Origin of the sequence: Rubrimonas sp., from assembly GCF_036788415.1 — a bacterium.
GTDB lineage: Bacteria > Pseudomonadota > Alphaproteobacteria > Rhodobacterales > Rhodobacteraceae > Rubrimonas.
Window position 1 is genome coordinate 13,562 of record NZ_DAIQNN010000029.1, and the last position, 23,037, is coordinate 36,598.

The window sequence follows — 23,037 nt, forward strand, 5'->3', positions numbered from 1 at the left end:
AGCGACGCCCGTGACCGACGCCGCCGCCATCCGATCCCCCGCCCCCGTGCTCGTCTTCGGCGCGAGCGGCTATGTGGGCCGCCATCTCGTTCCGCGCCTGCTGGCCGAGGGCCATCGCGTGCGCGCGGCGGCGCGGCGGCTGCGGGCGCTGGAGGCCGAGGGATGGTCGGGCGCGGAGCTGGCGCGCGCCGACGCGCTCAAGCCCGAGACGCTGCGCGCGGCGCTCGAAGAGGTCGAGGTCGCCTATTACCTCGTCCATTCGATGGGGGCGGGGCCGGATTTCCCGGCGCTCGACCGCGAGGCGGCGCGGAACTTCGCCGAGGCCGCCGCCGCCTGCGGCGTCAAGCGCATCCTCTATCTGGGCGGGCTGTCGCCGCCCGACGCGGACAGCGCGCATCTGGTGTCGCGTCGCGAGACGGGCGAGATCCTGCGCGAAGGCGCGGTCCCGGTCACCGAGTTGCGGGCGGGGATCATCGTCGGCCCCGGCTCGGCGGCCTTCGAGGTGATGCGCGATCTGGTGGCGCATCTGCCGATCATGGTGTCGCCGCGCTGGATCCGCTCGAAATCGCCGCCCATCGCGCTCGACGACCTGCTCGGCTATATGATGGCGCTCCCCTGGATCCCCGAGGCCGCCGGCGAAGTGCTCGACGCGGCGGGCCCCGAGTCGCTCAGCTATGACGACATGATGCGCCGGCTCGCGCGGCTGCTGGGCAAGCCGCCGCGCATCATCATTCCCGTTCCCGTCCTCACGCCGAAGATGTCGGCCTACTGGATGGAGCTGGTGACCTCGGTTCCCGCCAATGTCGGCCGGGCGCTGATCATGGGGCTCAAGCATGATTTCAGCGCCGACGACCGCCGCCTGCGCGAACTCGCGCCGCGCCCGTTGATGGATTTCGACGCGGCGGTGGCCAAGGTGTTCGAGGACGAGCAGAAGATCACCGTCACCGACCGCTGGCGCGAAGGGGCGTTCGAACTGCGGGGGGGCCGCCACGATGTGAGCTTTTACGGCGTGGCGCTGATGCGGACTGCTAAGGCCGACGCCCCGCCCGAGGCGCTGTGGGCGGCGCTGGAGGAGTTCGGGTCGCAGAGCCGGGGCTATCTCCACATGAACTGGGTCTGGGATTTCCGCGCCTGGATCGACCGTCGCTTCGGCGGAGCGACCGCGGCGCGCAGGCCCGACGGCCAACCGCCCCGCGTCGGCGACCGCTTCGATTTCTGGCGGGTTCTGGCCGTGGAGAAGCCGAAACGGCTGACGCTCTATTCGCTGCTCAAGGCGCCCGGCGCGGGCGGGTTCGAGCTCGAAGTCGAGCCCGATGGGGCGGGGTCGCGGCTGGCGGCCACCATCCATTGGCACCCTGAAGCGTTCAAGGGGCTGTTCTACTGGTTCCTGCTGTGGCCGCCGCACGCCTTCGTGCTGTCCGGCATGGCGCGGGCGGTCGCGCGGCGGGCCGAGGAGATCGCGCGCGAGAGCCGGGGCGCCGCAGCGCCCCGGCCCGGTCAGAACGCTTCGGCGAGTTCGGCGGCGGCGTCGCCGTAATTGGTCTCAAGGCGCTTCTTCATCTTGCGCAGCGCCTGCGCTTCGAGCTGGCGCACGCGCTCCTTCGACAGCTTGAGCTTGACGCCGAGGCTCTCCAGCGTCTCCGGCTCGTCCGACAGCTTGCGCGCGATGATGATCATGCGCTCGCGATCCGTCAGCGCGCGGAAGGCGTCCGAAAGCCACGCCCGCGCGGTTCCCAGATCGCTGTCGCGCGACACGGCCTCCAGCGGCGTCGGACCGTCATCCTCAAGCGTCTCGACCCATTCGCGGCCCTCTTCGCCCGCCTGCTGCGCGTTCAGCGAGAAATCCGCGCCGGCGAGCCGCGCCTCCATCATCTCCACGTCGCGCAGCGGGCAGCCGAGTTCTGCGGCGATCTCCTCGCGGATCTCGTGCGAGGTGAAGAGGTCGAATTCGACGCCCTTCTCGCGCTCGAGCTTCGCGCGGACGCGGCGCATGTTGAAGAAGAGCGATTTCTGCGACGATGTCGAGCCGGTGCGCACCAGCGACCAGTTGCGCATCACATAGTCCTGGATCGACGCCTTGATCCACCAGACGGCGTAGGTGCTGAAGCGCACGCCGCGGTCGGGGTCGAATTTCGAGGCGGCCTTCATCAGCCCGACGCCGGCTTCCTGGATGAGGTCGTTCATCGAGGCGCCGTAGCGGCGGTATTTCGAGGCCATCGAGATGGCGAGACGCATGTAGGCCGTCACGAGGCGGTGCAGCGCCTGTTCGTCGCCTTCGTCGCGCCAGGCGCGGGCGAGCGCAAGCTCGGTCTCCGCGTCGAGCAGCTCCGCGCTCATCGCCTTGTGGGCGACCGATCCGACTGTGCGCGTCATCCCGTTGTTCATGCCGAACTCCGTTTCCCTGTTGCGCCATCCCTGCGGAACCTGTCTGGTCCCGTCTCTGGTGCATTTTACGGCCTACGACCTTGGTCGGATCACGGGAACATGCCCGAAACGAACTATTTCGATTCCGGCGCCTTCCGGCGCGCGCTGGCGCTGGGCGGGGCGCGGTCGGGGAAAAGCGCTTTCGCGGAACGGCTTGCGCGCGGCTGCGGCGTCGAGAAGGTCTATCTCGCCACCGCCGAGCCGGGCGACGCGGAGATGGCGACTCGCATCGCGAAGCACCGCGAGATTCGCGGGGACGACTGGCTGACAGTCGAGACGCCGCGCGATCTCGTGTCGCAGTTGCAGATCGAAGACCGACCGGACCGGGTGATTCTCGTCGACTGCCTGACCTTGTGGCTGTCCAACCGCCTGCTCGACGGCGCCGACCCTGAAGCCGACGCCGCGGCGCTCTGCGCGACGCTGGAGCGGATGGCGGCGCGGGTGGTTCTGGCGTCGAACGAGGTCGGGCTCGGGCTGGTGCCCGAAACGCCGCTCGGTCGCGTCTTCCGGGACGCGCAGGGACGGCTCAACCAGCGCGTGGCGGCGGTCTGCGATCTGGCGGTGTTCATGGCGGCGGGGCTGCCGATGACGCTGAAGGCCCCGCGATGACGGCGCTGCGCTGGTGGTGGGTGCGCCATGCGCCGACCGGCGCGCAGGGCGCGATCGGCTGGACCGATCTCGCCGCGGACCTTTCGGATGCGGCGGCGCTCGGCCGGCTGGCGGCGGCGCTGCCGTACGCGCCGGTGCTGAGCTCCGATCTGGCGCGCGCGCGAACGACGGCGGAGCGGCTCGCGGGCGGGCGGCCGCTCGCCCCGCCCGATCCCGGACTGCGTGAGCTGCATTTCGGCGACTGGGAGGGGCGCGGCTTCGACGCCATCGCCAGGAGCCATCCCGCGGAGAGCCGCGCCTTCTGGGAGGCGCCCGGCCCATCGCGCGCCCCGGGCGGCGAGAGCTTCGACGATCTGGCGGCGCGCGTCGCGGCGACGGTCGCCCGCGTCAACGCCGAGATGGGAACCGGCGACGTGATCGCGGTCGCGCATATGGGCTCGATCATGGCGGCGCTGGCGCAGGCGGCGGGGTTGTCGGCGGCGCAGGCGCTGCGCTTCTCCATCGCGCCGCTGTCCCTGACGCGGCTCGATTGGCTGCCCGACGCGCGGGCATGGCGGGTCGGCGCGGTCAACCTGACGCCCTGAGGCGGCGCGAAGGGTCGGCCGCACATCCGTGCGGGGGCCTCACTCGGCCATGATCTGCTCGTAGGCGGCGTTGATGCGCGCCAGCCGCGCCGTGGCGAGCTTGATCGCCTCCTCCGGCAGGCCGCGCGCGATCATCCTGTCGGGATGGGTTTCGCGCACCAAGGCCCGCCAGCGCGCCCGCGCGGTCGCGGGGTCGGCGCCGGGGGGCAGGCCGAGCACCGCCCATGGGTCGCGCTCGGGGGCGTAGGCGGCGCGCAGCCGCTCGAACTCCGCCCGCGGCACGCCGAAGATCTCGGCGCAGCGGCCCAGAAACGCGTCCTCCGCCTCGTGATAGGCGCCGTCGGCGAGCGCGATGTGGAAAAGGCCGTCGAGCAGGTCCGACAGCGTCGCCGAGCCGGGGCCGAACATGCGGGCGATCTGCGCCGCATAGGTCTCGAAGCCCGCCACGTCGCGGCGGGCGCTGTCGAACAGCATCGCGGCGCTCCGCTCGGACGCCCTCGGGATGGTGAAGACTTCGCGGAAGGCCGCGACTTCGTCGCGCGTCACCCGCCCGTCGGCCTTGGCCATCTTCGCGCCCAGCGCGATCACGGCGATGGTGAAGGCGACGCGGCGCTGCGGCGGGGTCGACAGCCGCTCCAGCACCGCCGACAGCTTCTCGCCGCGCGCCAGCGCCTGCGCGGCGTCCGCGATGCGCCTCCAGATCGACATCGACGCCTCCCCCGACCCGCTTGAGCCTAAAGGAGTTTCTGCATCAGCACCAGATCGAGCCAGCGCCCGAACTTGCGCCCGACCTGCGGCATCCGCCCGATCTCGGCGAAGCCGTGCCGGCCATGCAGGGCGATGGAGGCGTCGTTCTCGGAGCCGATGGCGGCGACCAGCGCATGGACCGCATGCAGCCGCGCCCGCGCCTCTAGCGCCGTCAGGATCGCGCCCCCCACATTGCGCCTCCGATGCGGTTCGGCGACGTAGAGCGACAGCTCCGCCGTGTGTCGATAGGCGCCGTAGGGGCGGAACGGCCCGAGCGCGCCATAGCCCGCGAGCGCGCCCGCCCGCTCCGCCGCGAGCACCGGATAGCCGGCGGCGCGGCGGGTCTCGAACCAGTCCGCCACCTGCGCGTCGTCCTGCGGGGTCAGCGCCCACGAGGCCGTTCCGGCGAGGATCTCCGCGTTCAGGATCGCCGCGACCTGCGGCAGGTCGCGCGGCTGCGCGTCGCGGATCGCGATGTCGTCCATGGCGGGCCCCCGTTCGCGCGCCGCAGATCGCGCGCAGATCGCGCCGTAGATCGCGCCGGGGGCGCGCGCGCGTCCATGCGCACGATCAAGGCGCCATTTCCGCCGCCGCCGCGCCCGCGTAAACCTCTATGGGCGAACAGGAGGGAACGGGCATGAGCGCAGGCGCGTGGGACTTCTGGATCGACCGCGGCGGCACCTTCACCGACATCGTCGCCCGCGACCCCGAGGGGCGTCTCCACACCGCAAAGCTGCTCTCGGAGAACCCCGAACGCTATTCGGACGCGGCGCTTCAGGGCATCCGCGACTTTCTCGGCCTCGCGCATGACGCCGCGATCCCCAGCGCGCGGGTGAACGCCGTCAAGATGGGCACCACCGTCGCCACCAACGCGCTGCTGGAACGCAAGGGCGAGCCTACCGTGCTGGTCACGACGCGCGGCCTCGCCGACCAACTGCGGCTGGCCTACCAGAACCGCCCGCGCCTCTTCGACCGCGAGATCGTCCTGCCGGAACTCCTCCACACGCGCGTGATCGAAGCGGACGAGCGCGTGCGCGCGGACGGGACGGTCGAGCGCCCGCTCGACGAGGCGGCCCTGCGCGCCGAGCTTCAGGCGGCGCGCGCAGCCGGCTTCGACAGTGTCGCGATCCTGTTCATCCATGGCTGGCGGCATTCGGCGCATGAGAAGCGCGCCGCGGCGCTGGCGCGGGAGGCGGGATTCGCGCAGGTCTCGGTCAGCCACGAGGTCTCGCCGCTGATGAAGATGGTCGGGCGCGGCGACACCACCGTGGTCGACGCCTATCTCTCGCCGATCCTGCGCCGCTACGTCGATCGCGTCGCGAGCGCCTTCGAGGGCGACGCGACGGGCAAGCTGATGTTCATGCAGTCCGCCGGCGGGCTGACCGACGCGCGGCTCTTCCAGGGTAAGGACGCGATCCTGTCGGGGCCCGCGGGCGGCGTGGTGGGGGCCGCGCGCGTGTCGCAGATCGCGGGCTTCGACCAGATGATCGGCTTCGACATGGGCGGCACCTCCACCGACGTCTGCCACTATGCGGGCGAATTCGAGCGGGTGCTGCACACGGAGGTCGCGGGTGTGCGGATGCGCGCGCCGATGATGCACATTCACACGGTCGCCGCCGGCGGCGGGTCGCTGCTGCTGTGGGATGGGGCGCGGATGCGCGTCGGTCCCGCCAGCGCCGGCGCCGATCCCGGCCCCGCCTGCTACGGACGCGGCGGCCCGCTCGCTCTCACCGACGCCAATGTCGTCACCGGTCGGCTGCGGCCCGAATTCTTCCCCGCGATCTTCGGACCCGACGGCGACCGGTCGCTGGACGCCGAGGCCGCCCGCGCCGCCTTCGCCGCCCGCTCCGCCGAGATCGGGCTCAGCCCCGAACAGGTCGCCGAAGGCTATCTCCGCATCGCCGCCGAGCAGATGGCCAATGCGATCAAGACCATCTCGGTGCAGCGCGGGCACGACGTCACCGAATACTGCCTGACCGTGTTCGGCGGCGCCGGGGCGCAATTCGCCTGCGCGGTCGCCGACGCGCTGGGGATGGAGACCTGCCTGATCCATCCGATGGCCTCGCTGCTCTCGGCCTACGGGATGGGGCTCGCCGAAATCCGCGCGAGCCGCCAGCAGGCGGTCGAGACGGCGTTCGACGCCGATGGGCTGGCGCAGGCGCGCGCGGCGCTCGACGCGCTGGAGGCGCAGGCGCGGGCGGAGGTGTCGGCGCAGGGCGTCGCCCCGGAGGCGATTGCGGCGACCCGCGCGCTGCTGCTGAAACTCGCCGGGACCGACACGGCGCTCCCTGTGACGGAGGCCGGGGCCGCGGCGATGCGAGACGCTTTCGCCGCGGCCCATCGCGCCCGTTTCGGCTTCGCGCCCGACGCGGCGGCGGCTCTCGTGATCGAGGCGGTCTCGGCCGAAGCGGTCGGCGCGGCCGCCGACCTCGCCGAGCCCGAGCGCCCCCTCGCCGAGCGCCCCGAGGCGGAAGTCGAGACGGCGCTCGTCGCGCCGCTCCACATCGAGGGCGGCTGGACCGACGCGCGGTTCGTTCTGCGCGCGGCGATGCGCCCCGGCGACCGGCTCAGCGGACCCGCCGTGCTGGTCGAGCCGCACACCGCGATCCTCGTCGCGCCGGGCTGGCGGGCCGAGATGAGCGCGCGCGACCATGTCGTGATGCGCCGCGTCGAGCGCCGCGCCGACCGCCGCGCGCGGCGCGGGCAGGCCGATCCGGTGCTGCTCGAGGTGTTCAACAACCTCTACATGTCGATCGCCGAGCAGATGGGGGCGGTGCTCGAGAACACCGCCGTCTCGATCACCATCAAGGAGCGGCTGGACTTCTCCTGCGCGGTCTTCGACGCGACCGGGGCGCTGGTGGCGAACGCGCCGCACATGCCGGTGCATCTGGGCTCCATGGCGGCCTCGGTGCGCGCGGTGATCGCGCAGAACCCCGACATGCATCCCGGCGACGTCTTCGCGCTCAACGCCCCCTACAATGGCGGCACGCATCTGCCCGACGTCACCGTGGTCGCTCCGGTCTGGGACCATGAAGGGCGCAAGCCCCTGTTCTTCACCGCCGCGCGCGGCCACCACACCGACATCGGCGGGCTGACGCCGGGCTCGATGCCGCCCGACAGCCGGCGCGTCGAGGAGGAGGGGGTGCTCATCGACAATTTCCGCCTCGTCGAGCAAGGCCGCTTCCGCGAGTCCGAACTGCGCGCCCTGCTGACCTCCGCGCCCTTTCCCGCCCGAAATCCAGACGTCAACATCGCCGATCTGCGCGCCCAGATCGCCGCCTGCGAGAAGGGCGCGCGCGAGCTGCGCAAGATGGTCGGCCATTTCGGGATGGAGACGGTCCGCGCCTACATGGCGCATGTGCAGAACAACGCCGAGGCCTGCGTGCGCCGCGCGATCGGCGCGCTGTCGGACGCCTCCTGCGTCTACGACATGGACCCCTCCTATGACGGCGAGGCGCGGCGCATCTGCGTGAGCATCCGCGTGGACCGCGAGGCGGGCGCGGCGACGGTCGATTTCACCGGCACCACGGCCCAACTCGCGACCAACTACAACGCCCCCGAGCCGGTGACGCGCGCCGCGGTCCTCTACGTCTTCCGCCTGCTGGTGGACGACGCGATCCCGATGAACGAGGGGGTGATGAAGCCGCTGCGGGTGATCCTGCCCGAAGGCTCGATGCTGTCGCCGCGCTACCCTGCGGCGGTCATCGCAGGCAATGTCGAGACAAGTCAGGCGGTGACCAACGCGCTGCTGCTGGCGCTGGGCGTGCAGGCGGCGGCGCAGGGCACGATGAACAACACCACCTGGGGCGATGCGACCCGGCAGTACTACGAGACGGTCTGCGGCGGTTCGGGGGCCGGGCGGCGCGCGGATGGGACCGGCCATCCCGGCTGTTCGGGCGTGCACACGCACATGACCAATTCGCGGTTGACCGATCCCGAAGTGCTGGAATGGCGCTATCCGGTCGTGCTGGAGGAGTTCGCGATCCGGGCCGATTCGGGCGGCGAAGGGCGCTGGCGCGGCGGCGACGGCGTGCGCCGGCGCATGCGCTTCCTGGAACCGATGACGCTCGCGATCCTGTCGGGGCACCGGCTGACCCCGCCGCCGGGGCTCGAGGCGGGGGGCGCCGGCGCGCCGGGGCGCGGCACGGTGATTCGCAGCGACGGAAAGCGCGAACCGCTCGCCCCGGCGGACCGGGTCGAGATGGCGGCGGGCGATGTCTGGCTGCTCGAGACGCCGGGGGGCGGCGGGTTCACGCCGCGGTCGTGATCGGGGTCATCCGGCTGCGGTCATCCGGCTGCGGTCATCCGGCTGCGGCGCGGCGCTGTTCGACCGTCGCCGGCTGCGGCTCGCGCAGAACATAGCCGCGGCCCCACACCGTCTCGATGTGGTTCTCGCCGCCGGTGGCCTGGCTGAGCTTCTTGCGCAGCTTGCAGATGAAGACGTCGATGATTTTGAGCTCCGGCTCGTCCATGCCGCCGTAGAGATGGTTGAGGAACATCTCCTTGGTGAGCGTGGTTCCCTTGCGCAGGGAGAGCAGTTCGAGCATCTGATATTCCTTGCCGGTCAGATGCACCGGTTGGCCGCGCACTTCGACGGTCTTGGCGTCGAGATTGACCCGAATTTCCCCGGTCTGGATCACCGACTGCGCATGCCCCTTCGAGCGGCGCACGATGGCGTGGATGCGCGCGATCAGCTCGTCGCGGTTGAACGGCTTTGTGAGATAGTCGTCCGCGCCGAAACCGAAACCCTTGATCTTGTCGTCGGCGCCGTCGAGACCGGAGAGAATCAGCGTCGGCGTGTCGATCTTGCCCAGACGAAGCTTGCGCAGCACTTCGTAGCCGGGCATGTCGGGCAAGTTGAGATCGAGTATGATCAGGTCGTAATCGTAAAGCTTCGCGAGATCGAGGCCTTCTTCCCCGAGGTCCGTCGCATAGACGTTAAAATTCGCCTTGCGCAGCATCGTCTCGATGCTGCGGGCGGTCGACGGATCGTCCTCGATCAGCAGAACGCGCATGGGGTTCCCCCGGGGCTATGTCTCCAACACATGAGACACGATAGCACCCCGGTGGTAAACGAAAACTTACCGTTAATGGCGAAGATGCGACCTTGTTGCACGCCAGGGTTGCAAGCCCGGTTTGGACGGCGCGCTCAGGTCCGCCCGGTCGATCAGTTCGACCGGTAGAGCTGGATGCGCGTCGCGCGGAGCGCGCCGACGCCATGTTCGTGCAGCGCGGCGCGCCAGCTTTCAAGCTCTTCGAGCGTCAGCCCGTAGCGCGCGCAGGCGTCCTCGCTGGAGATGAGCTTCTGCTGGACGGCCGCCACGACGGCGGCCTTGCGGCTGGCGACCCAGCGCTTGGTGTCGCAGGGCGGGAGATCGGACAAGGTCATTCGACCGCGACTGCGCGCCATGACGGGCGCCTCTTCTGGGATACGCATGTGACACTCCACGCGGCAAGCAACTTCACCCACTGCGGGAGCGTCGCGCGGGCCGTTTAAGATGCGATGAACAGGGGACGGCGCGCGCGGCTCCTCGCGGACCGCGCCGGAGACGGCGGATCAGCCGGACGCGGCGGAGGCGGGCGCGCCGACCGGGATCAGAACTTCGTTGCGGCGCAGCGGGCCGGGCGTCCATGGATCGTTGTAATAGGCGAAGATCGGCGGCCCGGAAGGCGCGAGACCCTTCGCCGCCATCCAGCCGCGCAACTCGGCCTCGCGTTCGGCCAGCGCCGCGTCGGTGGCGACGCCCGAGAAGCGCAGGGCGGCCATCCGGGCGGGCGGCGCTTCGCGAAGCGACACCGGCGCGGGGCCCGGCGACGGCAGGGAGTTCAGCTCATGTTCCGACGGCATCACGAAACCGACCGTCCAGCCCTCCGGCCCGCCAGTCTGCACCACAGGCGCCGTCATGGCGATCTTCTGCCCCTCGCGCTCGGAGGCGAAGATGTACCGTGCAAGCGGTCGGAACCCGTCGCCCAGCGCCGCGCGCCGAGGGCCCTGCGTGCGGGTCTCAGCCAGCACCATCGCGGGATAGTCGCGCAGCTCGCGCGCGCCATCGGAGGCGACGACGCGATAGGCGGGGGTTTCGATTGTGAGCGTCACATAGAGCCACGCCCCCGCCGCGAGCGCCGCAACGCCGCCCAACGCCGCCGCCAGAACCACCACGATCCGCCTCATCCGTCCGCACTCCCGACCACCAGTCGACAGATAGCGGTCCGCGCGCTCAGGGCGAGGCCCCTCTTGCCTGCGCGCGGCGAGGGCGCACTTAATCAGGCGAGGGAGACGCAGATGCGCCGCAAGACCGATCAGAGCCCCGCGCCGACCGCGCCCGCCGCGAACGCAGCCGAGATCGACGCGTTCCTGCGCCGCGCCGCCGCGATCGCACCGCCTCCGACGGCTGCGTCCGGGCGGCTGGTCTTCGCGCTCGACGCGACGATGAGCCGGCAGCCGACCTGGGACCTCGCCTGTTCGCTGCAGGGCGCGATGTTCGACGCCGCCGCCTCGGTGGGCGGGCTGGCGGTTCAGCTGGTCTATTTCCGCGGTCTCTCCGAAACCCGCGCCTCGCGCTGGGTCGGCGACGCGCGCGCGCTTGGCGGGCTGATGGGGCGGATCGACTGCCGGGGCGGGCGCACCCAGATCGCCAAGGTCCTCGCGCATGTCCGCCGCGAGGCCGAGGCCCGCCCGGTCGCGGCGCTCGCCTATGTCGGCGACTGCATGGAGGAGGATGTGGACGCGCTCTGCGCGACGGCGGGCGAACTCGGCCTGCTGGGCGTCAAGGCGTTCATGTTCCACGAAGGGGCCGACGCCGCGGCGGCGCGGGCCTTTCGCGAGATCGCCCGTCTGACCGGCGGGGCCTATCTGCCCTTCGACGCCCGTGCGGCGGCGGAGCTGCGGGCGCTGTTGGGCGCGGTCGCGGCCTATGCGGCGGGGGGGCGCCGCGCGCTCGAAGCGCAGGGCGGGAGTGCCGCCGCCCGCCTGCTCGCCGATCTGCGCTGAGGCCGGCGCATGGCCTCCTTCGCCTTCGCCCTGCTGCTCGGGATCGTCCTGGCGGCGACGCTGCGCGCCGCCCTGCGGGGCGGCATCCGGGCGCAGCGCGTGATCGGCGGCGGGGCGCTGGCGGCGGCGGCGCTGCTGCTGCTCGCGCGCCAGCTCGGCCTTGCGGCGGCGCTTGCGATGGCGGGCGCCGCGCTGCTGGCGCGCGAGCGGGCGGTCCGAGCCGGCGACGGCGACGGCTGGGCGCGGTCGGGCGGCGCCTCCGAAGTGCGCAGCCGGATGCTCGCGATGCGGCTCGATCACGCGACGGGCGAGATGGAGGGAGAGGTCCTCGGCGGCCCCTTCGCCGGTCGAAAGCTGTCCTCGCTGAGCCTCGCCGAGGCGCTGACGCTGGCCGCCGCCATCGAGCAGGACGACGCGCAGAGCCTGACCCTTCTGTGCGCCTGGCTCGACCGCGCCCATCCCGACTGGCGGGAGGCGGACGCCGGCCCGGAGGCGTCGCGCGCCGACCCGCCCTCCCCGGACCTCCAGATGACCCGCGCCCGCGCCTACGAGATCCTCGGCCTCGCGCCGGGGGCCGACGCGGCGGCGATCCGCGCCGCGCACCGCCGCCTGATGAAGAAGGTCCACCCCGACCAAGGCGGCTCGGCGGCGCTCGCCGCCGAGATCAACGCCGCCAAGACAGCGCTTCTGGGCTGACGCCGCACCTCAGCGGAACGCGTCCGAGCCGGGGAATCGCGCGCCTTCCGCGACCCAGGCCTCGAGTGCGGCCAGCGTCCCGCCGAGCCGCAGGATCAGATATTCGCCGGTCGGCGAGACCACGCCGACCATCTCTCCCATGTGAATGATCCGCGCCCGGGGCGCGCCGAGCGCGGCCTCGCGCGCGGCGAAGGCGACGCGCGTGCGCGCGGAGTTGATTCTCCCGATCTCTGCGCGCGCCGCGTCGAGGCGCAGCAGGAATGCCCGCGCCGCCTCGCGGGCCGGCTCGGGCGTCGCCGGCCGCGCCAGCGTCGCGCGCGCCTCGGCGCAGGCGTCCGCCAGCGCAGCGACAAGCGCGACCGGCTCCTCGCGCGACTCGAAGCGCGCCCGGTTGTCGTATTGCCGACAGGTCATGGCGAAAGCGATGTCGGTTCCGGCTTCGGGCGGCGCGGCGCGTGCGGGCGCTGCGGCGAGGCTCCCTGCGAGCATCGCGGCAAGTGCGGATCGGCGCAGGATAAGTCTATACCAACATGGCATTTTCGGTTCCTTCTGGCCTCGAAACGTCACATCGAGCCGTCAGGATGACACAAAAACGTCAATTAACCGTAGGTTTTTCGACAGCCAGAGTCGGGATTGGTCGGGACTCCTCCGAGACAGGCGCCCGGGTCCCGATTGCGCCCCGCGCGAAGCCTTCTCAGGCGCGGCGCGCCGGAGGGCGGATCGCCGCGATCAGCCGCCCGTAATCGCGCGCGCCTGCCTGGCTGGCGCGTCGCCAGCTGAAAAAGCGCTCGGGCTCGGAGGCGGTGCAGGCTCCCACCCATTCCGCCCGGGCCAGCCCCGCCGCGCGCAGGCGGTCGAGGCAGAAGCCCGGCAGGTCGAATTGCGCGCGGTCTCCATCCCCGGCGGCGAAGAACCGCCCGAAGGCGCGGTCCTCGTCGAGAAACCGCTCCACGAATTCCGGGCCGACTTCATAGGCGCGCTGGCTGATGCAGGGTCCGATCGCGGCGACGACGCGGCTCCGCCGCGCTCCCGCCGCCACCATCGCGGCGACCGCCGCGTCGAGCACGCCGTCGAGCGCGCCGCGCCAGCCGGCATGCGCCGCCGCCGCAACTCCCGCGCCCGCGTCCAGCAACAGCACCGGCGCGCAATCCGCCGAGAGCGCGCCGACCGCCACCTCGCCCGAAACCGTCACCAGCGCGTCGACTTGAGGGCGCGCGCCCTCGAAGGGCGCGTCTGCGCGCGCCGCCCGGGCGCTGTGGACCTGATGCGCGGTCAGCAGATGCGTCTCCGCCACGCCGAGCGCATCCGCCACGCGCCGCCGGTTCTCAGCCACCGCCGCCGGATCGTCGCCCGAGCCCGGCCCGCAATTCAGCCCGTCATAGAGCCCCTGCGACACGCCGCCTTCGCGGGTGAAGAAGCCATGCGGCGCATTGGCCAGCAGGGCCGAGCGGATCGGCGCGAGGCTCATGGCGTCTCTCCCGCTGGCGCCGTCGCGAAGCCGGGCGGCGCAGGCTGTCCCGGTCCGGTCGCGGCCAGAACCTTGAACAGCGTCCCCATCTGCGCCGGATCGGTCAAGCGCCGCCGCGCCTGCGCGACGTCGCCGGCCCGATCGGGCCGCGCCCGCGCCAGCGCCTGCGCGCGCGCGCCTATGCCGAGCGCCTCCAGAAACGCGCCCTGCGAAATGAGCCCCCGCACAGTCGCCCCGGCCGCGCCCAGCGCCGCCGCCAGCGCGCCGAAATCGACATGAGCCGTCAGATCTGCCTCTCCCGGCGACGCGAGCGGATCGACGGCCCGGTGCCGCGCGACCGCCTGCAAGGTGTCGCCGCCTCCGGTCGGCGCCGCCGCCGCCCCGTAATCGACGATCAGCGCCGCGCCCCCCCGCTCCGCCAGCCGCGCGCCGATCTCCGAGGCGACCGCCGCGCCTGCGGGGCGCGTCTCCAGCACCGCGCCCTCAGGGGCCTCCGCCGGGAGTCCCGCCGCCTGCGGCGCGCCGAGCGCCCAGACCAGCCGGTCGCCCTGCGCCGCGACCATCCGCTCGCGCCATGCGCCGCCGGCGCGCCGAAACTGCCGGATCGGCAGCGCGTCGAAGAATTCGTTGGCCATCAGCAGAAGCGGCGCGTCGGGGACTTCCGCCAGACGCTCCGCATGGCGCGCCTGCGGAAGCCGCGCCGACTGCGCCGCGCGAAGGGCGGGGCTCGTCTCGACCAGCCAGAGCTCCAGCGCCGCTGCGCAGTCGGGCGCCGCCGCCCGGATCGCCCGCAGCGCATCGGCCGCCAGCGTCCCCCGCCCCGGGCCGAGCTCCGCGAGAACGGCCCGCCGCGGCGCGCCCATGTCGCGCCAGACCTGCGCGACCCACAGCCCCAGCAACTCGCCGAACATCTGGCTGATCTCCGGCGCCGTGACGAAATCGCCCGACGCGCCGAACGGGTCGCGCCGCATGTAGTAGCCGTGCGCGGGATGGCCGAGGCAGAGCGCCATGAAGCGCGCCACGCTCATCGGCCCGTCCGCGGCGATCTCCGCGCGGATCAGCGCGGCGAGCGCGCTCACGCCGCCGCCCGGGCCGCCCGCCGCCGCGCCCAGACGAGCAGCGCGATGCCGATCGCCACCATCGGCAGGCTGAGAATCTGGCCCATCGTCAGCCCCAACGCGTCCGGCCCTGCGCCGAAGCGCCAGTACTGGCCGTTGGGATTGTCCGGCGAGATGAACTGCGCGTCGCCCTGGCGATAATTCTCGACGAGCGTGCGCGCGAGGCCGTAGCCCAGAAAGAACACGCCCGCCAGCGCGCCGGGCGTCTTCAGCCAGCCGCGCCGCAGCGCGAGCCACCACATCACGGCGCCGAGCAGCGCCCCTTCCAGCGCCGCCTCGTAGAGTTGGCTGGGGTGGCGCGGAACGCCGCCGGCGCGCGGGTCGGGGAAGACCATGGCCCAGGGAACGCCGGTCGGCCGGCCCCAGAGCTCGCCATTGACGAAATTGGCGAGACGCCCGAACAGCAGCCCCGTCGGCGCCGCCAGCGCAACCGCGTCGGCGACTTGCCACAGCGGCGCGCCGTTGCGCCGGCTCCAGAGGATCACCGCGAGGATCACCCCGGCGAACCCGCCGTGAAAGCTCATCCCGCCGCTCCAGATCGCGAGGATCTCCAGCGGATGGGACAGGTAGTAGAGCGGCTGGTAGAAGGCCACGAATCCCAGCCGGCCGCCGAGGATCACCCCGACCGCCATCCAGGTGAGCAGCTCCTCCGGCGCTTGCGGCGTCATCGGCGCACGGTCGCCCGGCCAGAGAAGCGGGCGGCGCATCAGCAGCACGACGAGCCGCCAGCCGAGCGCGAGCCCTGCGATATAGGCCAGCGCGTACCAGCGAAGCGAAAACTGCGCGACGCCCAGATCGACGGTGAAGATCGCCGGGTCGATCGCGGGGAAGGGCAGGACGAGCATCGCGAGGCTCCGGTGCGCTGGGTCGCGCCTTCTCTCCCGCGACGCGCCCCGCCGGTCAACCCGCGCCCGCCGCGCTTGCCGCGACGGAACGCGGCGCATAGGCTGCGCCGCAGCGCAACACGGGGCCGCGCCGGCCGAAGGGAAACTCGGATGCAGATCAGTACAGTCGGCGTGATCGGCGCAGGTCAGATGGGGTCGGGGATCGCGCATGTCTTCGCGCTCGCCGGCTTCGAGGTCGTCCTCAACGACATCTCCGACGAGGCGCTCGCCGAGGCGCTGGCGCGGATCGAGCGCAACATGGGCCGCCAGCAGGCGAAGGGGCAGGTCGCCGAGGCCGACATGCGGGCGGCCCTCGGGCGCATCCGCACGGCGTCGGAGCTCTCGGCCATGGCCGATTGCCAGCTTGTGATCGAATCCGCCACCGAGAACGAGGCGGTAAAGCGCAAGATATTCGAAGGCGTCACGCCGCATCTGTCCGCCGACGCGCTGCTCACCTCCAACACCTCCTCGATCTCGATCACCCGGCTCGCCTCGGCGACCGACCGGCCCGAGAAGTTCATGGGCTTCCACTTCATGAACCCCGTGCCGCTGATGCCGCTCGTCGAGCTGATCCGCGGGATCGCCACCGACGAGGACACCTTCGCGACCCTGCGCGACGTCGTCGAGCGCCTCGGAAAGACGTCTGCGAGCGCCGAGGATTTCCCCGCCTTCATCGTCAACCGCATCCTGCTGCCAATGATCAACGAGGCGATCTACACGCTCTACGAGGGCGTCGGCACGGTCGAGGCCATCGACACGGCGATGCGGCTCGGCGCGAACCACCCGATGGGGCCGCTCCAGCTCGCGGATTTCATCGGGCTCGACACGTGCCTGTCGGTCATGCATGTGCTGCATGACGGGCTCGCCGACACCAAGTATCGGCCGTGCCCGCTGCTGGTGAAATATGTCGAAGCCGGCTGGCTCGGCCGCAAGACGCAGCGCGGGTTCTACGATTATCGCGGCGAGACGCCCGTTCCGACGCGGTGACCGGTCCGCCTCAATTCGCCAAGTTTTCGCCGTGTAATCGTCATGTTGGTTCGCTGACGCAACGATGTTGCGCTGCATCCCGGCGCAGATGACCGACAAGTTCGAACGCTGCCGGATTCGCCGCGCCAAGTTTTTTTGTGCCGCGGTGTTGCGCAATCGCGATGAAAGTGGAAAATAAGGAACCGGGCGACGGCTTGAGCGACGCGCGCTCGCCTTGCGCCCGATCCGAATCCGAGGTTGAAATGTTCTATCGAGACGAACGTCTGGCGCTTTTTATTGACGGCTCCAATCTCTACGCCGCCGCCCGTGCGCTTGGCTTCGATATCGACTACAAGTTGCTGCGCTCGGAGTTCGTGCGCCGTGGCAAGCTCGTACGCGCCTTCTACTATACGGCGCTGCTCGACGATCAGGAGTATTCGCCGATCCGTCCGCTGGTCGACTGGCTCGACTACAATGGCTTCACCATGGTCACCAAGCCCGCGAAGGAATTCACGGACTCGATGGGCCGGCGCAAGGTGAAGGGCAACATGGACATCGAGCTCGCCGTCCACGCGATGGAGATGGCCGAGCGCATCGATCACATGGTCTTGTTCTCGGGCGACGGCGATTTCCGACCGCTGGTCGAGGGCGTGCAACGCAAGGGCGTGCGCGTCTCGGTGGTGTCCACCATCCGCTCCTCCCCGCCGATGATCGCCGACGAGTTGCGCCGGCAGGCCGACAATTTCATCGAGCTCGAGGAGCTCAAGGAAGTGATCGGCCGCCCGCCGCGCCCGCCGCGGCGCGACGAAGCCGCCGAGACCGAAGAGAACACCGACGCCGCCTGAGCGCGGGTCGAAGGCCATGGCGCCCGACTGCGCAGAGGCGCCGCAAGACTGCCGCCTCTGTCCTCGCCTCGCCGCTTTCCGCGACGCGGCTGCGGCGCGCGAGCCCGGCTGGTTCAACGGCGCCGTCCCCTCCTTCGGCGATCCGAAAGCGCGGCTCATGGTGGTCGGTCTCGCCCCCGGCCTGCGCGGCGCCAACCGCACGGGCCGCCCGTTCACCGGCGATTTCGCCGGCGCTCTGCTCTATGGGACGCTCGCCCGCCACGGCTTCGCAAACGACGCCTTCGACGCGCGACCCGACGACGCGCTGGTTCTGACCGACTGCCTGGTGACCAACGCCGTGCGCTGCGTGCCGCCCGAGAACAAGCCGACGGGTCCGGAGATCGCGACCTGCCGCCGCTTCCTCGCCGCGCGCATCGCCGCGACCCCGACAGTCCGCGTGATCGTCACGCTCGGCAAGATCGCCCATGACAGCGTGGTGCGCGCGCTGGGCGGGCGGCTCGCCGCCGCGCCCTTCGGTCATGGCGCAGTGGCGCAGGTTGGGGCCGTCACGCTCTGCGCGAGCTACCATTGCTCGCGGTACAACACCAACACCGGGCGGCTGACAGAGCCGATGTTCGACGCCGTCTTCGCCGAGGCCCGCCGACGCCTCGGCTGAAGGGGCGCGCGCTGCGTCGCCGCGCGGGGGTGACGGCGGGGCCGCGCGCGCGTATCTAAGGCGCGTCGCCCGACGGAGAGACGCCATGACCAAGCCGCCGCTCACGCTCCACCTCGCCGCGCCGCGCGGCTTCTGCGCCGGCGTCGACCGCGCGATCAAGATCGTGGAGCTGGCGCTGAAGAAATGGGGCGCGCCGGTCTATGTGCGCCACGAGATCGTGCACAACCGCTATGTCGTGGACGGTCTGCGCGCCAAGGGGGCCGTGTTCGTCGAGGAGCTCGACGAATGCCCCAACGACCGCCCGGTGATCTTCTCCGCGCATGGCGTGCCGAAATCCGTGCCCGAGGAGGCCGCGCGCCGCAACATGATCGCGGTTGACGCGACCTGCCCGCTGGTCACCAAGGTCCATCTCGAGACCCAGCGCCATCACGAGCAGGGCCGCCAGCTGATCATGATCGGCCATGCGGGCCACCCGGAGACCGTGGGCACGATGGGTCAGGCGCCCGAGGGCGCCGTGCTGCTGATCGAGACCGTCGAGGACGTGGCGACGCTTCAGGTCGCAGACCCCGACCGCCTCGCCTATGTCACCCAGACCACGCTGTCGGTGGACGACACGGCGGAGATCGTCGCGGCGCTGCAGGCGCGCTTCCCCGGCATCGAAGGCCCCGCGCGCGAGGACATCTGCTACGCGACCACCAACCGGCAGGCCGCCGTCAAGGCGATCGCGCCGAAGATCGACGCGCTGATCGTGATCGGCGCGCCGAACTCCTCCAACTCGCTGCGGCTCGTGGAAGTGGGCCGCACGGGCGGCTGCCCGAACGCGCAGCTGGTCCAGCGCGCGGGCGACATCGACTGGGCGGCGCTGGAGGGCGCGCGCGATGTCGGGCTGACCGCCGGCGCCAGCGCGCCGGAGGCGCTGGTGAACGAAGTGATCGACGCGCTGCGCGACTGTTTCGACGTGACGGTGGAGCTGGTCGAGACGGCGGTCGAGCGCATCGAGTTCAAGATCCCCAAAGCCCTGCGCGAGGCCGAGGAAGCAGCCTGACCGCAGGCCGCCCGCGATGCCCGCCCTCTACGCCTTCACCGACGGCGCCTGCTCGGGCAACCCGGGCCCTGGCGGCTGGGGTGCGCTGTTGCAGGCGCGCGAGGGCGAGGACGTGCTGCGCGAGCGGGCGCTCTCCGGCGGCGAGGCCGCCACCACCAACAACCGCATGGAGCTGATGGCCGCCATCGCCGCGCTGGAAGCGCTGGAGCGACCGTCGAAGATCACCATGGTCACCGACTCGGCCTATGTGAAGGGCGGGGTGACCGGCTGGATCCATGGCTGGAAGCGCAACGGCTGGAAGACCGCCGACCGCAAGCCCGTGAAGAACGAGGACCTCTGGCGCCGCCTCGACGCCGCCGCCGCCCGCCATGCCGTGACATGGGAGTGGGTGAAAGGCCATGCCGGCCACCCCGAAAACGAGCGCGCCGACGCGCTGGCGCGCGAGGGCATGGCGCCGTTCAAGCGCAAGTGAGGGCGGACCCGCCGCATTGCCGCCATCGCAGCGGCGCAGCATCCTCGGACTGCGTTCATGCGGGGGAGGCGGAACGATGAGCAGGATGATCGCCGTGGCGGGGGCTGCGGTGGGGCTGGGGATCGCGGTCGCGGCGTCGCTAGCGGGCGACGCGTTGGTCGAGGCGCGGGCGCCCGAGCGGGCCGTCAGCGTCAAGGGGCCCGCCGAGCGGCCCGTCGAGGCCGACGTCGCCGTTTGGCGGCTGCCCTTCCGCGGCGACGGCCCGACCGCCGACGCGGCCATCGCCGCCGCGACCGCCGCGCGCGACGCAGTCCGCGCCTTCGCGCTCGGCGGCGGGCTGACCGAGGCCGATCTGATTGAGGAGCCCTTCGCGCTGCGCGCCGAGCGCACCATCGTCGAGCAGGGCGCCTCGGACCGCTTCCGCTATTTCGCCGTCGGCGCGCTGCGCATCCGCTCGTCGGACGTGGCGACCGTCGAGGCGCTATCGGGCCGCACGCTGGAGCTTCTCACCAGCGGCGTCGCGCTGGGCGAGAACGACTACGCCGAAGCGCCGCGCCCGATCTACGCCTTCACCGGGCTGAACGCGATCAAGCCCGACATGATCACCGAGGCGACGCAGGCCGCGCGCGACGCCGCCCAGCGCTTCGCCGCCGACAGCGGGGCGCGGCTCGGGCCGATCCTGCGCGCCAATCAGGGCGTGGTGCAGATCCTGCCGCGCGACGAGGGCTTTCCAGAACCCTATGAGCGGCGCAAGCTGGTGCGGATCGTGGCGAGCGTGGACTACCAGCTGCGCGACTGAGCGGGCGCCCCATCGCGCGCCAGCCCGAGCCGCCGCAACCGGCTGTAGAGCGTCGAGGGCTTGACCCCCAGCCGCTCCGCCGCCCCGCCCGCGCCCGAGACGCGCCCGCCCGACAGGTCGAGGGCGGCGCGCAGATTGGCGATCTCGGCGTCGCGCGTCTCGGCTTCGGTCAGCACGCGCGCGGCGGGCGCCTCGCGCGGCCCGGCCTCGCGGGCGCCGACCGCGCCGAGCGGCAGGTCGAAGCTCAGCTTTCCCCCGCGCGCGAGGATCGCCGCGCGCTCGACCACGTTCTGCAACTCGCGCGCATTGCCCGGCCAGTCATAGGCCTGCAGCTGCGCCGCCGCCGCGCGGGTGAGCACGGGTTCGGGGATCGCGAGCCGCCGCGCGGCGAGACGCAGGAAATGCGCGGCCAGCAAGGGGATGTCCTCGCGGCGCTGGCGCAGCGGGAGGCATTCGATGGGGAAGACGTTGAGCCGGAAATAGAGGTCCTCGCGGAACCGCCCCGCCGCGACTTCCGCCGCGAGGTCGCGGTTGGTCGCGGCGACGATGCGCGCGTCCACCCGCCGCGTCGCCTCCTCGCCGACGCGCTCGAACGTGCCCTCCTGCAGCACGCGCAGAAGCTTGCCCTGCAAGGCCAACGGTATCTCGCCGACTTCGTCGAGAAACAGCGTCCCGCCATCGGCCAGCTCGAAGCGGCCCGCCCGGTCGCGCACGGCGCCGGTGAAGGCGCCTTTCGCATGGCCGAAGAACTCGCTCTCGAACAGGTCCTGCGGGATCGCCGCGCAGTTGACGCGCACCATCGGGCGCGAAGCCCGCGGGCTCTCGGCGTGGACTGCGGCCGCCGCCAGCTCCTTGCCCGATCCGCTCTCGCCGGTGATCAGCACCGTCGCGTCCGTGGGCGCCACCAGCGCGATCTGGTCGAGCATGCGGCGGATGGCGGGCGAAGCGCCGATGATGTCGGAATGGGGCCGCGCCGCGCCGATCTCCTCGCGCAGATAGGCGTTCTCCTGTTCGAGCTTCTCCTTCAGCCGGTCCACTTCGGCCAGCGCCTCGCGCAGCCGCCGCTCGTTCTCGACGCGCTCGGTGATGTCGCGGAACACGATCACCGCGCCCGCGACTTCCCCCTGCTCCATGATCGGCGTCGAAGTGTATTCGACGCGGATCGGCCGTCCGTCCTTGCGCCAGAAGAACTCGTCATCCACCCGGTTGACCTTGGCGTGGCGGAAGGCGTTGTAGATCGGGCATTCGTGGTCGGGGTAATGGCTGCCGTCGGGGCGGCTGTGATGCACCATGCCGTGGATGCGCCGGCCGATCAGGTCGGCGGCGCTCCAGCCCAGCATCCGCTCCGCCGCCGGGTTGACGAAAGTCGTGCGCCCTTCGACGTCGACGCCGTAGATGCCGTCACCCGCGGCGCTCAGGATCAGCTCGTTGACCCGCTCGGTCTCGCGGAACATGCGCGCCGCGCGCTCCCAGGCCAGCAGCCCGTCGCGGGCGTAGCTGTCGGCCTCGGCGTCGATGTCGCGGCGGGCGCGCTCGCGCAGGTCGTGGGCGGTCAGCGCGAGGAGGACGGCCTCGCCCGCCTCCAGCGCGCGGCCCTCGTATTCGAGTTCCAGCGCCGATCCGTCGGCGGTGCGCGGGCGCAGGGCGCGCGTCCAGCCCCAGCCATATTCGGCGACTTCCTCGGCGAACACGGCGAGTTCCGCCAGACATTCGGGGTGGAAGCGCGAGAAGCGCGCGCCGGTCAGGTCGGGCGCGTCGAACAGGGCGGTGGCGGGGGCGTTGGCGGCGAGGATCAGGTCGCGCCCAGGGTCGATCACGAGGCAGGCGCCGGGCGCTGAGGCGGCGAGCGCCTGCGGGAAGCCCCCGGCGAGCGCGTCGGGGACGCGGGCGCGTTTACGATATCGCATGATCGGGTTGCGCATTTGCATGATTTACGCATTTGCATGACGCCCGCGCCGCGTCAAGCCGCTGAACTGCAAGCCTGCGACAGTCTGGCACGCCTCTTGCGTATCCGCCGGCAAAACCGACACCGGCAGAGAGGACTTCACCGCATGAGCGTCAAGAGCCTCGGCGATCCGTTCGACCCGCGTTCAGACCTGACCCATGGCGCCGGCTGCGGCTGCTCCGGCTGCGCCTCGTCGCGCGCCGCCACGGCGAGCGGCCCTTCCGCCGCAGACGACATGCTCGCCCGCGCCGTCGAGAGCGCCGTGGTGCGCGCGGTGTTCGGCCACAGCGAGATGGGCCGCCGCGCCTTTCTCGGCGGGATCGGCGGCGCGACGCTCGCCGGCGCGCTCGCCTCGATCATCCCGCTGGAGAAGGTCAAGGCGAACATCGTCTCCGAACTCGGCCCGCTCGAAAAATCCAAGCTCGCCATCGGCTTCGTGCCGATCACCTGCGCGACGCCGATCATCATGGCCTCGCCGATGGGCTTCTACGAGCGCTACGGCCTCGACGTGGACGTGGTGAAGACCGCCGGCTGGGCCATCGCGCGCGACAAGTCGCTCAACGGCGAATACGACGCGAGCCACATGCTGACGCCCATGCCGCTCGCGATGACGCTCGGCGCCGGCTCGACCGCCATGCCCTTCATCATGCCCGCCGTCGAGAACATCAACGGCCAGGCCATCGTGCTCCACAACGACCACAAGGAGAAGCGCGACCCGCAGCAGTGGAAGGGCTTCCGCTTCGGCGTGCCCTTCGAATACTCGATGCACAACTTCCTGCTGCGCTACTA

At 71.5% G+C, this 23,037-nt stretch carries 24 protein-coding genes; 13 read left to right on the forward strand and 11 right to left on the reverse strand.

What is annotated here, in order from left to right; translation table 11 throughout:
- The first annotated feature begins 10 nt into the window (after positions 1–10).
- Complete coding sequence (locus tag V7Q31_RS09065) at positions 11–1,537, forward strand: DUF2867 domain-containing protein (protein ID WP_333833380.1); 1,527 nt, start codon at positions 11–13, stop codon at positions 1,535–1,537.
- On the opposite strand, the gene V7Q31_RS09070 is transcribed toward V7Q31_RS09065, so the two are convergent.
- Complete coding sequence (locus V7Q31_RS09070) at positions 1,498–2,337, reverse strand: RNA polymerase factor sigma-32 (protein ID WP_333833418.1); 840 nt, start codon at positions 2,335–2,337, stop codon at positions 1,498–1,500. The genes V7Q31_RS09065 and V7Q31_RS09070 overlap by 40 nt on opposite strands.
- A 147-nt stretch (positions 2,338–2,484) precedes the next feature.
- Between V7Q31_RS09070 and cobU the strand changes: the two genes are divergently transcribed.
- Positions 2,485–3,033: a bifunctional adenosylcobinamide kinase/adenosylcobinamide-phosphate guanylyltransferase gene (gene cobU, locus V7Q31_RS09075; RefSeq protein WP_333833381.1), complete on the forward strand. Its 549-nt coding sequence runs from the start codon at positions 2,485–2,487 to the stop codon at positions 3,031–3,033.
- Entirely contained in the window at positions 3,030–3,617 is a 588-nt protein-coding gene (locus V7Q31_RS09080) for a histidine phosphatase family protein (protein ID WP_333833384.1), read from the forward strand. The genes cobU and V7Q31_RS09080 overlap by 4 nt, the downstream gene beginning before the upstream one ends.
- A 39-nt stretch (positions 3,618–3,656) precedes the next feature.
- On the opposite strand, the gene V7Q31_RS09085 is transcribed toward V7Q31_RS09080, so the two are convergent.
- Positions 3,657–4,325: a DnaJ family molecular chaperone gene (locus tag V7Q31_RS09085; protein WP_333833385.1), complete on the reverse strand. Its 669-nt coding sequence runs from the start codon at positions 4,323–4,325 to the stop codon at positions 3,657–3,659.
- A 26-nt stretch (positions 4,326–4,351) separates the two neighbouring features.
- Positions 4,352–4,849: a GNAT family N-acetyltransferase gene (locus V7Q31_RS09090; RefSeq protein WP_333833387.1), complete on the reverse strand. Its 498-nt coding sequence runs from the start codon at positions 4,847–4,849 to the stop codon at positions 4,352–4,354.
- Between the two features lie 152 nt (positions 4,850–5,001).
- On the opposite strand from V7Q31_RS09090, the gene V7Q31_RS09095 reads away from it, so the two are divergent.
- Positions 5,002–8,631 (forward strand): hydantoinase B/oxoprolinase family protein, encoded by a 3,630-nt coding sequence (locus V7Q31_RS09095; RefSeq protein WP_333833389.1) that lies wholly within the window; start codon positions 5,002–5,004, stop codon positions 8,629–8,631.
- Between the two features lie 34 nt (positions 8,632–8,665).
- On the opposite strand, the gene ctrA is transcribed toward V7Q31_RS09095, so the two are convergent.
- The 3 genes from ctrA to V7Q31_RS09110 all read right to left on the reverse strand — a co-directional run bounded on the left by ctrA (position 8,666) and on the right by V7Q31_RS09110 (position 10,536).
- Positions 8,666–9,379, reverse strand: a complete 714-nt coding sequence (gene ctrA / locus V7Q31_RS09100; protein WP_333833391.1) for a response regulator transcription factor CtrA — start codon at positions 9,377–9,379, stop codon at positions 8,666–8,668.
- 152 nt (positions 9,380–9,531) lie between these two features.
- Positions 9,532–9,801, reverse strand: a complete 270-nt coding sequence (gene sciP, locus V7Q31_RS09105) for a CtrA inhibitor SciP (RefSeq protein ID WP_333833392.1) — start codon at positions 9,799–9,801, stop codon at positions 9,532–9,534.
- A gap of 120 nt (positions 9,802–9,921) precedes the next feature.
- Positions 9,922–10,536 (reverse strand): SOUL family heme-binding protein, encoded by a 615-nt coding sequence (locus tag V7Q31_RS09110; RefSeq protein ID WP_333833393.1) that lies wholly within the window; start codon positions 10,534–10,536, stop codon positions 9,922–9,924.
- A gap of 111 nt (positions 10,537–10,647) precedes the next feature.
- Between V7Q31_RS09110 and V7Q31_RS09115 the strand changes: the two genes are divergently transcribed.
- Positions 10,648–11,355 carry a VWA domain-containing protein gene (locus tag V7Q31_RS09115; RefSeq protein WP_333833394.1) on the forward strand — a complete coding sequence of 236 codons (708 nt, stop codon included), beginning with the start codon at positions 10,648–10,650 and terminating at the stop codon, positions 11,353–11,355.
- A gap of 9 nt (positions 11,356–11,364) precedes the next feature.
- Positions 11,365–12,051 (forward strand): DnaJ domain-containing protein, encoded by a 687-nt coding sequence (locus V7Q31_RS09120; protein ID WP_333833396.1) that lies wholly within the window; start codon positions 11,365–11,367, stop codon positions 12,049–12,051.
- Between the two features lie 9 nt (positions 12,052–12,060).
- On the opposite strand, the gene V7Q31_RS09125 is transcribed toward V7Q31_RS09120, so the two are convergent.
- The 4 genes from V7Q31_RS09125 to lgt all read right to left on the reverse strand — a co-directional run bounded on the left by V7Q31_RS09125 (position 12,061) and on the right by lgt (position 15,482).
- A complete protein-coding gene (locus V7Q31_RS09125; RefSeq protein ID WP_333833398.1) occupies positions 12,061–12,540 on the reverse strand; it encodes a hypothetical protein in 480 nt (159 codons plus the stop codon).
- A gap of 205 nt (positions 12,541–12,745) precedes the next feature.
- Positions 12,746–13,519, reverse strand: a complete 774-nt coding sequence (locus tag V7Q31_RS09130; protein ID WP_333833400.1) for a polyphenol oxidase family protein — start codon at positions 13,517–13,519, stop codon at positions 12,746–12,748.
- Positions 13,516–14,598, reverse strand: a complete 1,083-nt coding sequence (locus tag V7Q31_RS09135) for a class I SAM-dependent methyltransferase (protein WP_333833402.1) — start codon at positions 14,596–14,598, stop codon at positions 13,516–13,518. Before V7Q31_RS09135 ends, V7Q31_RS09130 begins: the two co-directional genes overlap by 4 nt.
- A complete protein-coding gene (gene lgt / locus V7Q31_RS09140; RefSeq protein WP_333833403.1) occupies positions 14,595–15,482 on the reverse strand; it encodes a prolipoprotein diacylglyceryl transferase in 888 nt (295 codons plus the stop codon). Before lgt ends, V7Q31_RS09135 begins: the two co-directional genes overlap by 4 nt.
- A gap of 150 nt (positions 15,483–15,632) precedes the next feature.
- Here lgt and V7Q31_RS09145 point away from each other — a divergent pair, with 150 nt between their 5' ends.
- The 6 genes from V7Q31_RS09145 (at position 15,633) to V7Q31_RS09170 (ending at position 20,303) form a co-directional block, all read left to right on the forward strand.
- Positions 15,633–16,508: a 3-hydroxybutyryl-CoA dehydrogenase gene (locus V7Q31_RS09145; RefSeq protein WP_333833404.1), complete on the forward strand. Its 876-nt coding sequence runs from the start codon at positions 15,633–15,635 to the stop codon at positions 16,506–16,508.
- A gap of 242 nt (positions 16,509–16,750) precedes the next feature.
- Positions 16,751–17,332, forward strand: a complete 582-nt coding sequence (locus V7Q31_RS09150) for a LabA-like NYN domain-containing protein (protein WP_333833405.1) — start codon at positions 16,751–16,753, stop codon at positions 17,330–17,332.
- A 16-nt stretch (positions 17,333–17,348) separates the two neighbouring features.
- On the forward strand, positions 17,349–17,987 hold the full coding sequence (locus tag V7Q31_RS09155; RefSeq protein ID WP_333833407.1) for a uracil-DNA glycosylase: 639 nt from the start codon (positions 17,349–17,351) through the stop codon (positions 17,985–17,987).
- A gap of 85 nt (positions 17,988–18,072) precedes the next feature.
- Positions 18,073–19,032, forward strand: a complete 960-nt coding sequence (gene ispH, locus V7Q31_RS09160; RefSeq protein ID WP_333833409.1) for a 4-hydroxy-3-methylbut-2-enyl diphosphate reductase — start codon at positions 18,073–18,075, stop codon at positions 19,030–19,032.
- 16 nt (positions 19,033–19,048) lie between these two features.
- Positions 19,049–19,504: a ribonuclease HI gene (rnhA, locus tag V7Q31_RS09165; protein WP_333833411.1), complete on the forward strand. Its 456-nt coding sequence runs from the start codon at positions 19,049–19,051 to the stop codon at positions 19,502–19,504.
- Positions 19,505–19,580: 76 nt separating this feature from the next.
- Positions 19,581–20,303, forward strand: a complete 723-nt coding sequence (locus tag V7Q31_RS09170) for an SIMPL domain-containing protein (protein ID WP_333833412.1) — start codon at positions 19,581–19,583, stop codon at positions 20,301–20,303.
- On the opposite strand, the gene V7Q31_RS09175 is transcribed toward V7Q31_RS09170, so the two are convergent.
- A complete protein-coding gene (locus tag V7Q31_RS09175) occupies positions 20,285–22,210 on the reverse strand; it encodes a sigma-54 interaction domain-containing protein (RefSeq protein WP_333833414.1) in 1,926 nt (641 codons plus the stop codon). The genes V7Q31_RS09170 and V7Q31_RS09175 overlap by 19 nt on opposite strands.
- Positions 22,211–22,354: 144 nt before the next feature.
- On the opposite strand from V7Q31_RS09175, the gene V7Q31_RS09180 reads away from it, so the two are divergent.
- Positions 22,355–23,037 (forward strand): CmpA/NrtA family ABC transporter substrate-binding protein (locus tag V7Q31_RS09180; RefSeq protein ID WP_333833415.1); only part of this gene is annotated, 683 nt, incomplete at its 3' end.

Bases quoted from the DNA above. Each gene is read 5' to 3' on its own strand.
- V7Q31_RS09170 (WP_333833412.1), top strand. From the start codon at position 19,581: ATGAGCAGGATGATCGCCGTGGCGGGGGCTGCGGTGGGGCTGGGGATC.
- V7Q31_RS09070 (WP_333833418.1), bottom strand. From the start codon at position 2,337: ATGAGCGCGGAGCTGCTCGACGCGGAGACCGAGCTTGCGCTCGCCCGC.
- V7Q31_RS09095 (WP_333833389.1), top strand. From the start codon at position 5,002: ATGAGCGCAGGCGCGTGGGACTTCTGGATCGACCGCGGCGGCACCTTC.
- ispH (WP_333833409.1), top strand. From the start codon at position 18,073: ATGACCAAGCCGCCGCTCACGCTCCACCTCGCCGCGCCGCGCGGCTTC.
- sciP (WP_333833392.1), bottom strand. From the start codon at position 9,801: ATGCGTATCCCAGAAGAGGCGCCCGTCATGGCGCGCAGTCGCGGTCGA.
- V7Q31_RS09120 (WP_333833396.1), top strand. From the start codon at position 11,365: ATGGCCTCCTTCGCCTTCGCCCTGCTGCTCGGGATCGTCCTGGCGGCG.
- V7Q31_RS09085 (WP_333833385.1), bottom strand. From the start codon at position 4,325: ATGTCGATCTGGAGGCGCATCGCGGACGCCGCGCAGGCGCTGGCGCGC.
- V7Q31_RS09090 (WP_333833387.1), bottom strand. From the start codon at position 4,849: ATGGACGACATCGCGATCCGCGACGCGCAGCCGCGCGACCTGCCGCAG.
- rnhA (WP_333833411.1), top strand. From the start codon at position 19,049: ATGCCCGCCCTCTACGCCTTCACCGACGGCGCCTGCTCGGGCAACCCG.
- V7Q31_RS09145 (WP_333833404.1), top strand. From the start codon at position 15,633: ATGCAGATCAGTACAGTCGGCGTGATCGGCGCAGGTCAGATGGGGTCG.
- V7Q31_RS09115 (WP_333833394.1), top strand. From the start codon at position 10,648: ATGCGCCGCAAGACCGATCAGAGCCCCGCGCCGACCGCGCCCGCCGCG.
- cobU (WP_333833381.1), top strand. From the start codon at position 2,485: ATGCCCGAAACGAACTATTTCGATTCCGGCGCCTTCCGGCGCGCGCTG.
- V7Q31_RS09110 (WP_333833393.1), bottom strand. From the start codon at position 10,536: ATGAGGCGGATCGTGGTGGTTCTGGCGGCGGCGTTGGGCGGCGTTGCG.
- lgt (WP_333833403.1), bottom strand. From the start codon at position 15,482: ATGCTCGTCCTGCCCTTCCCCGCGATCGACCCGGCGATCTTCACCGTC.
- V7Q31_RS09155 (WP_333833407.1), top strand. From the start codon at position 17,349: ATGGCGCCCGACTGCGCAGAGGCGCCGCAAGACTGCCGCCTCTGTCCT.
- V7Q31_RS09150 (WP_333833405.1), top strand. From the start codon at position 16,751: ATGTTCTATCGAGACGAACGTCTGGCGCTTTTTATTGACGGCTCCAAT.
- ctrA (WP_333833391.1), bottom strand. From the start codon at position 9,379: ATGCGCGTTCTGCTGATCGAGGACGATCCGTCGACCGCCCGCAGCATC.
- V7Q31_RS09080 (WP_333833384.1), top strand. From the start codon at position 3,030: ATGACGGCGCTGCGCTGGTGGTGGGTGCGCCATGCGCCGACCGGCGCG.
- V7Q31_RS09130 (WP_333833400.1), bottom strand. From the start codon at position 13,519: ATGAGCCTCGCGCCGATCCGCTCGGCCCTGCTGGCCAATGCGCCGCAT.
- V7Q31_RS09175 (WP_333833414.1), bottom strand. From the start codon at position 22,210: ATGCGATATCGTAAACGCGCCCGCGTCCCCGACGCGCTCGCCGGGGGC.
- V7Q31_RS09125 (WP_333833398.1), bottom strand. From the start codon at position 12,540: ATGCTCGCAGGGAGCCTCGCCGCAGCGCCCGCACGCGCCGCGCCGCCC.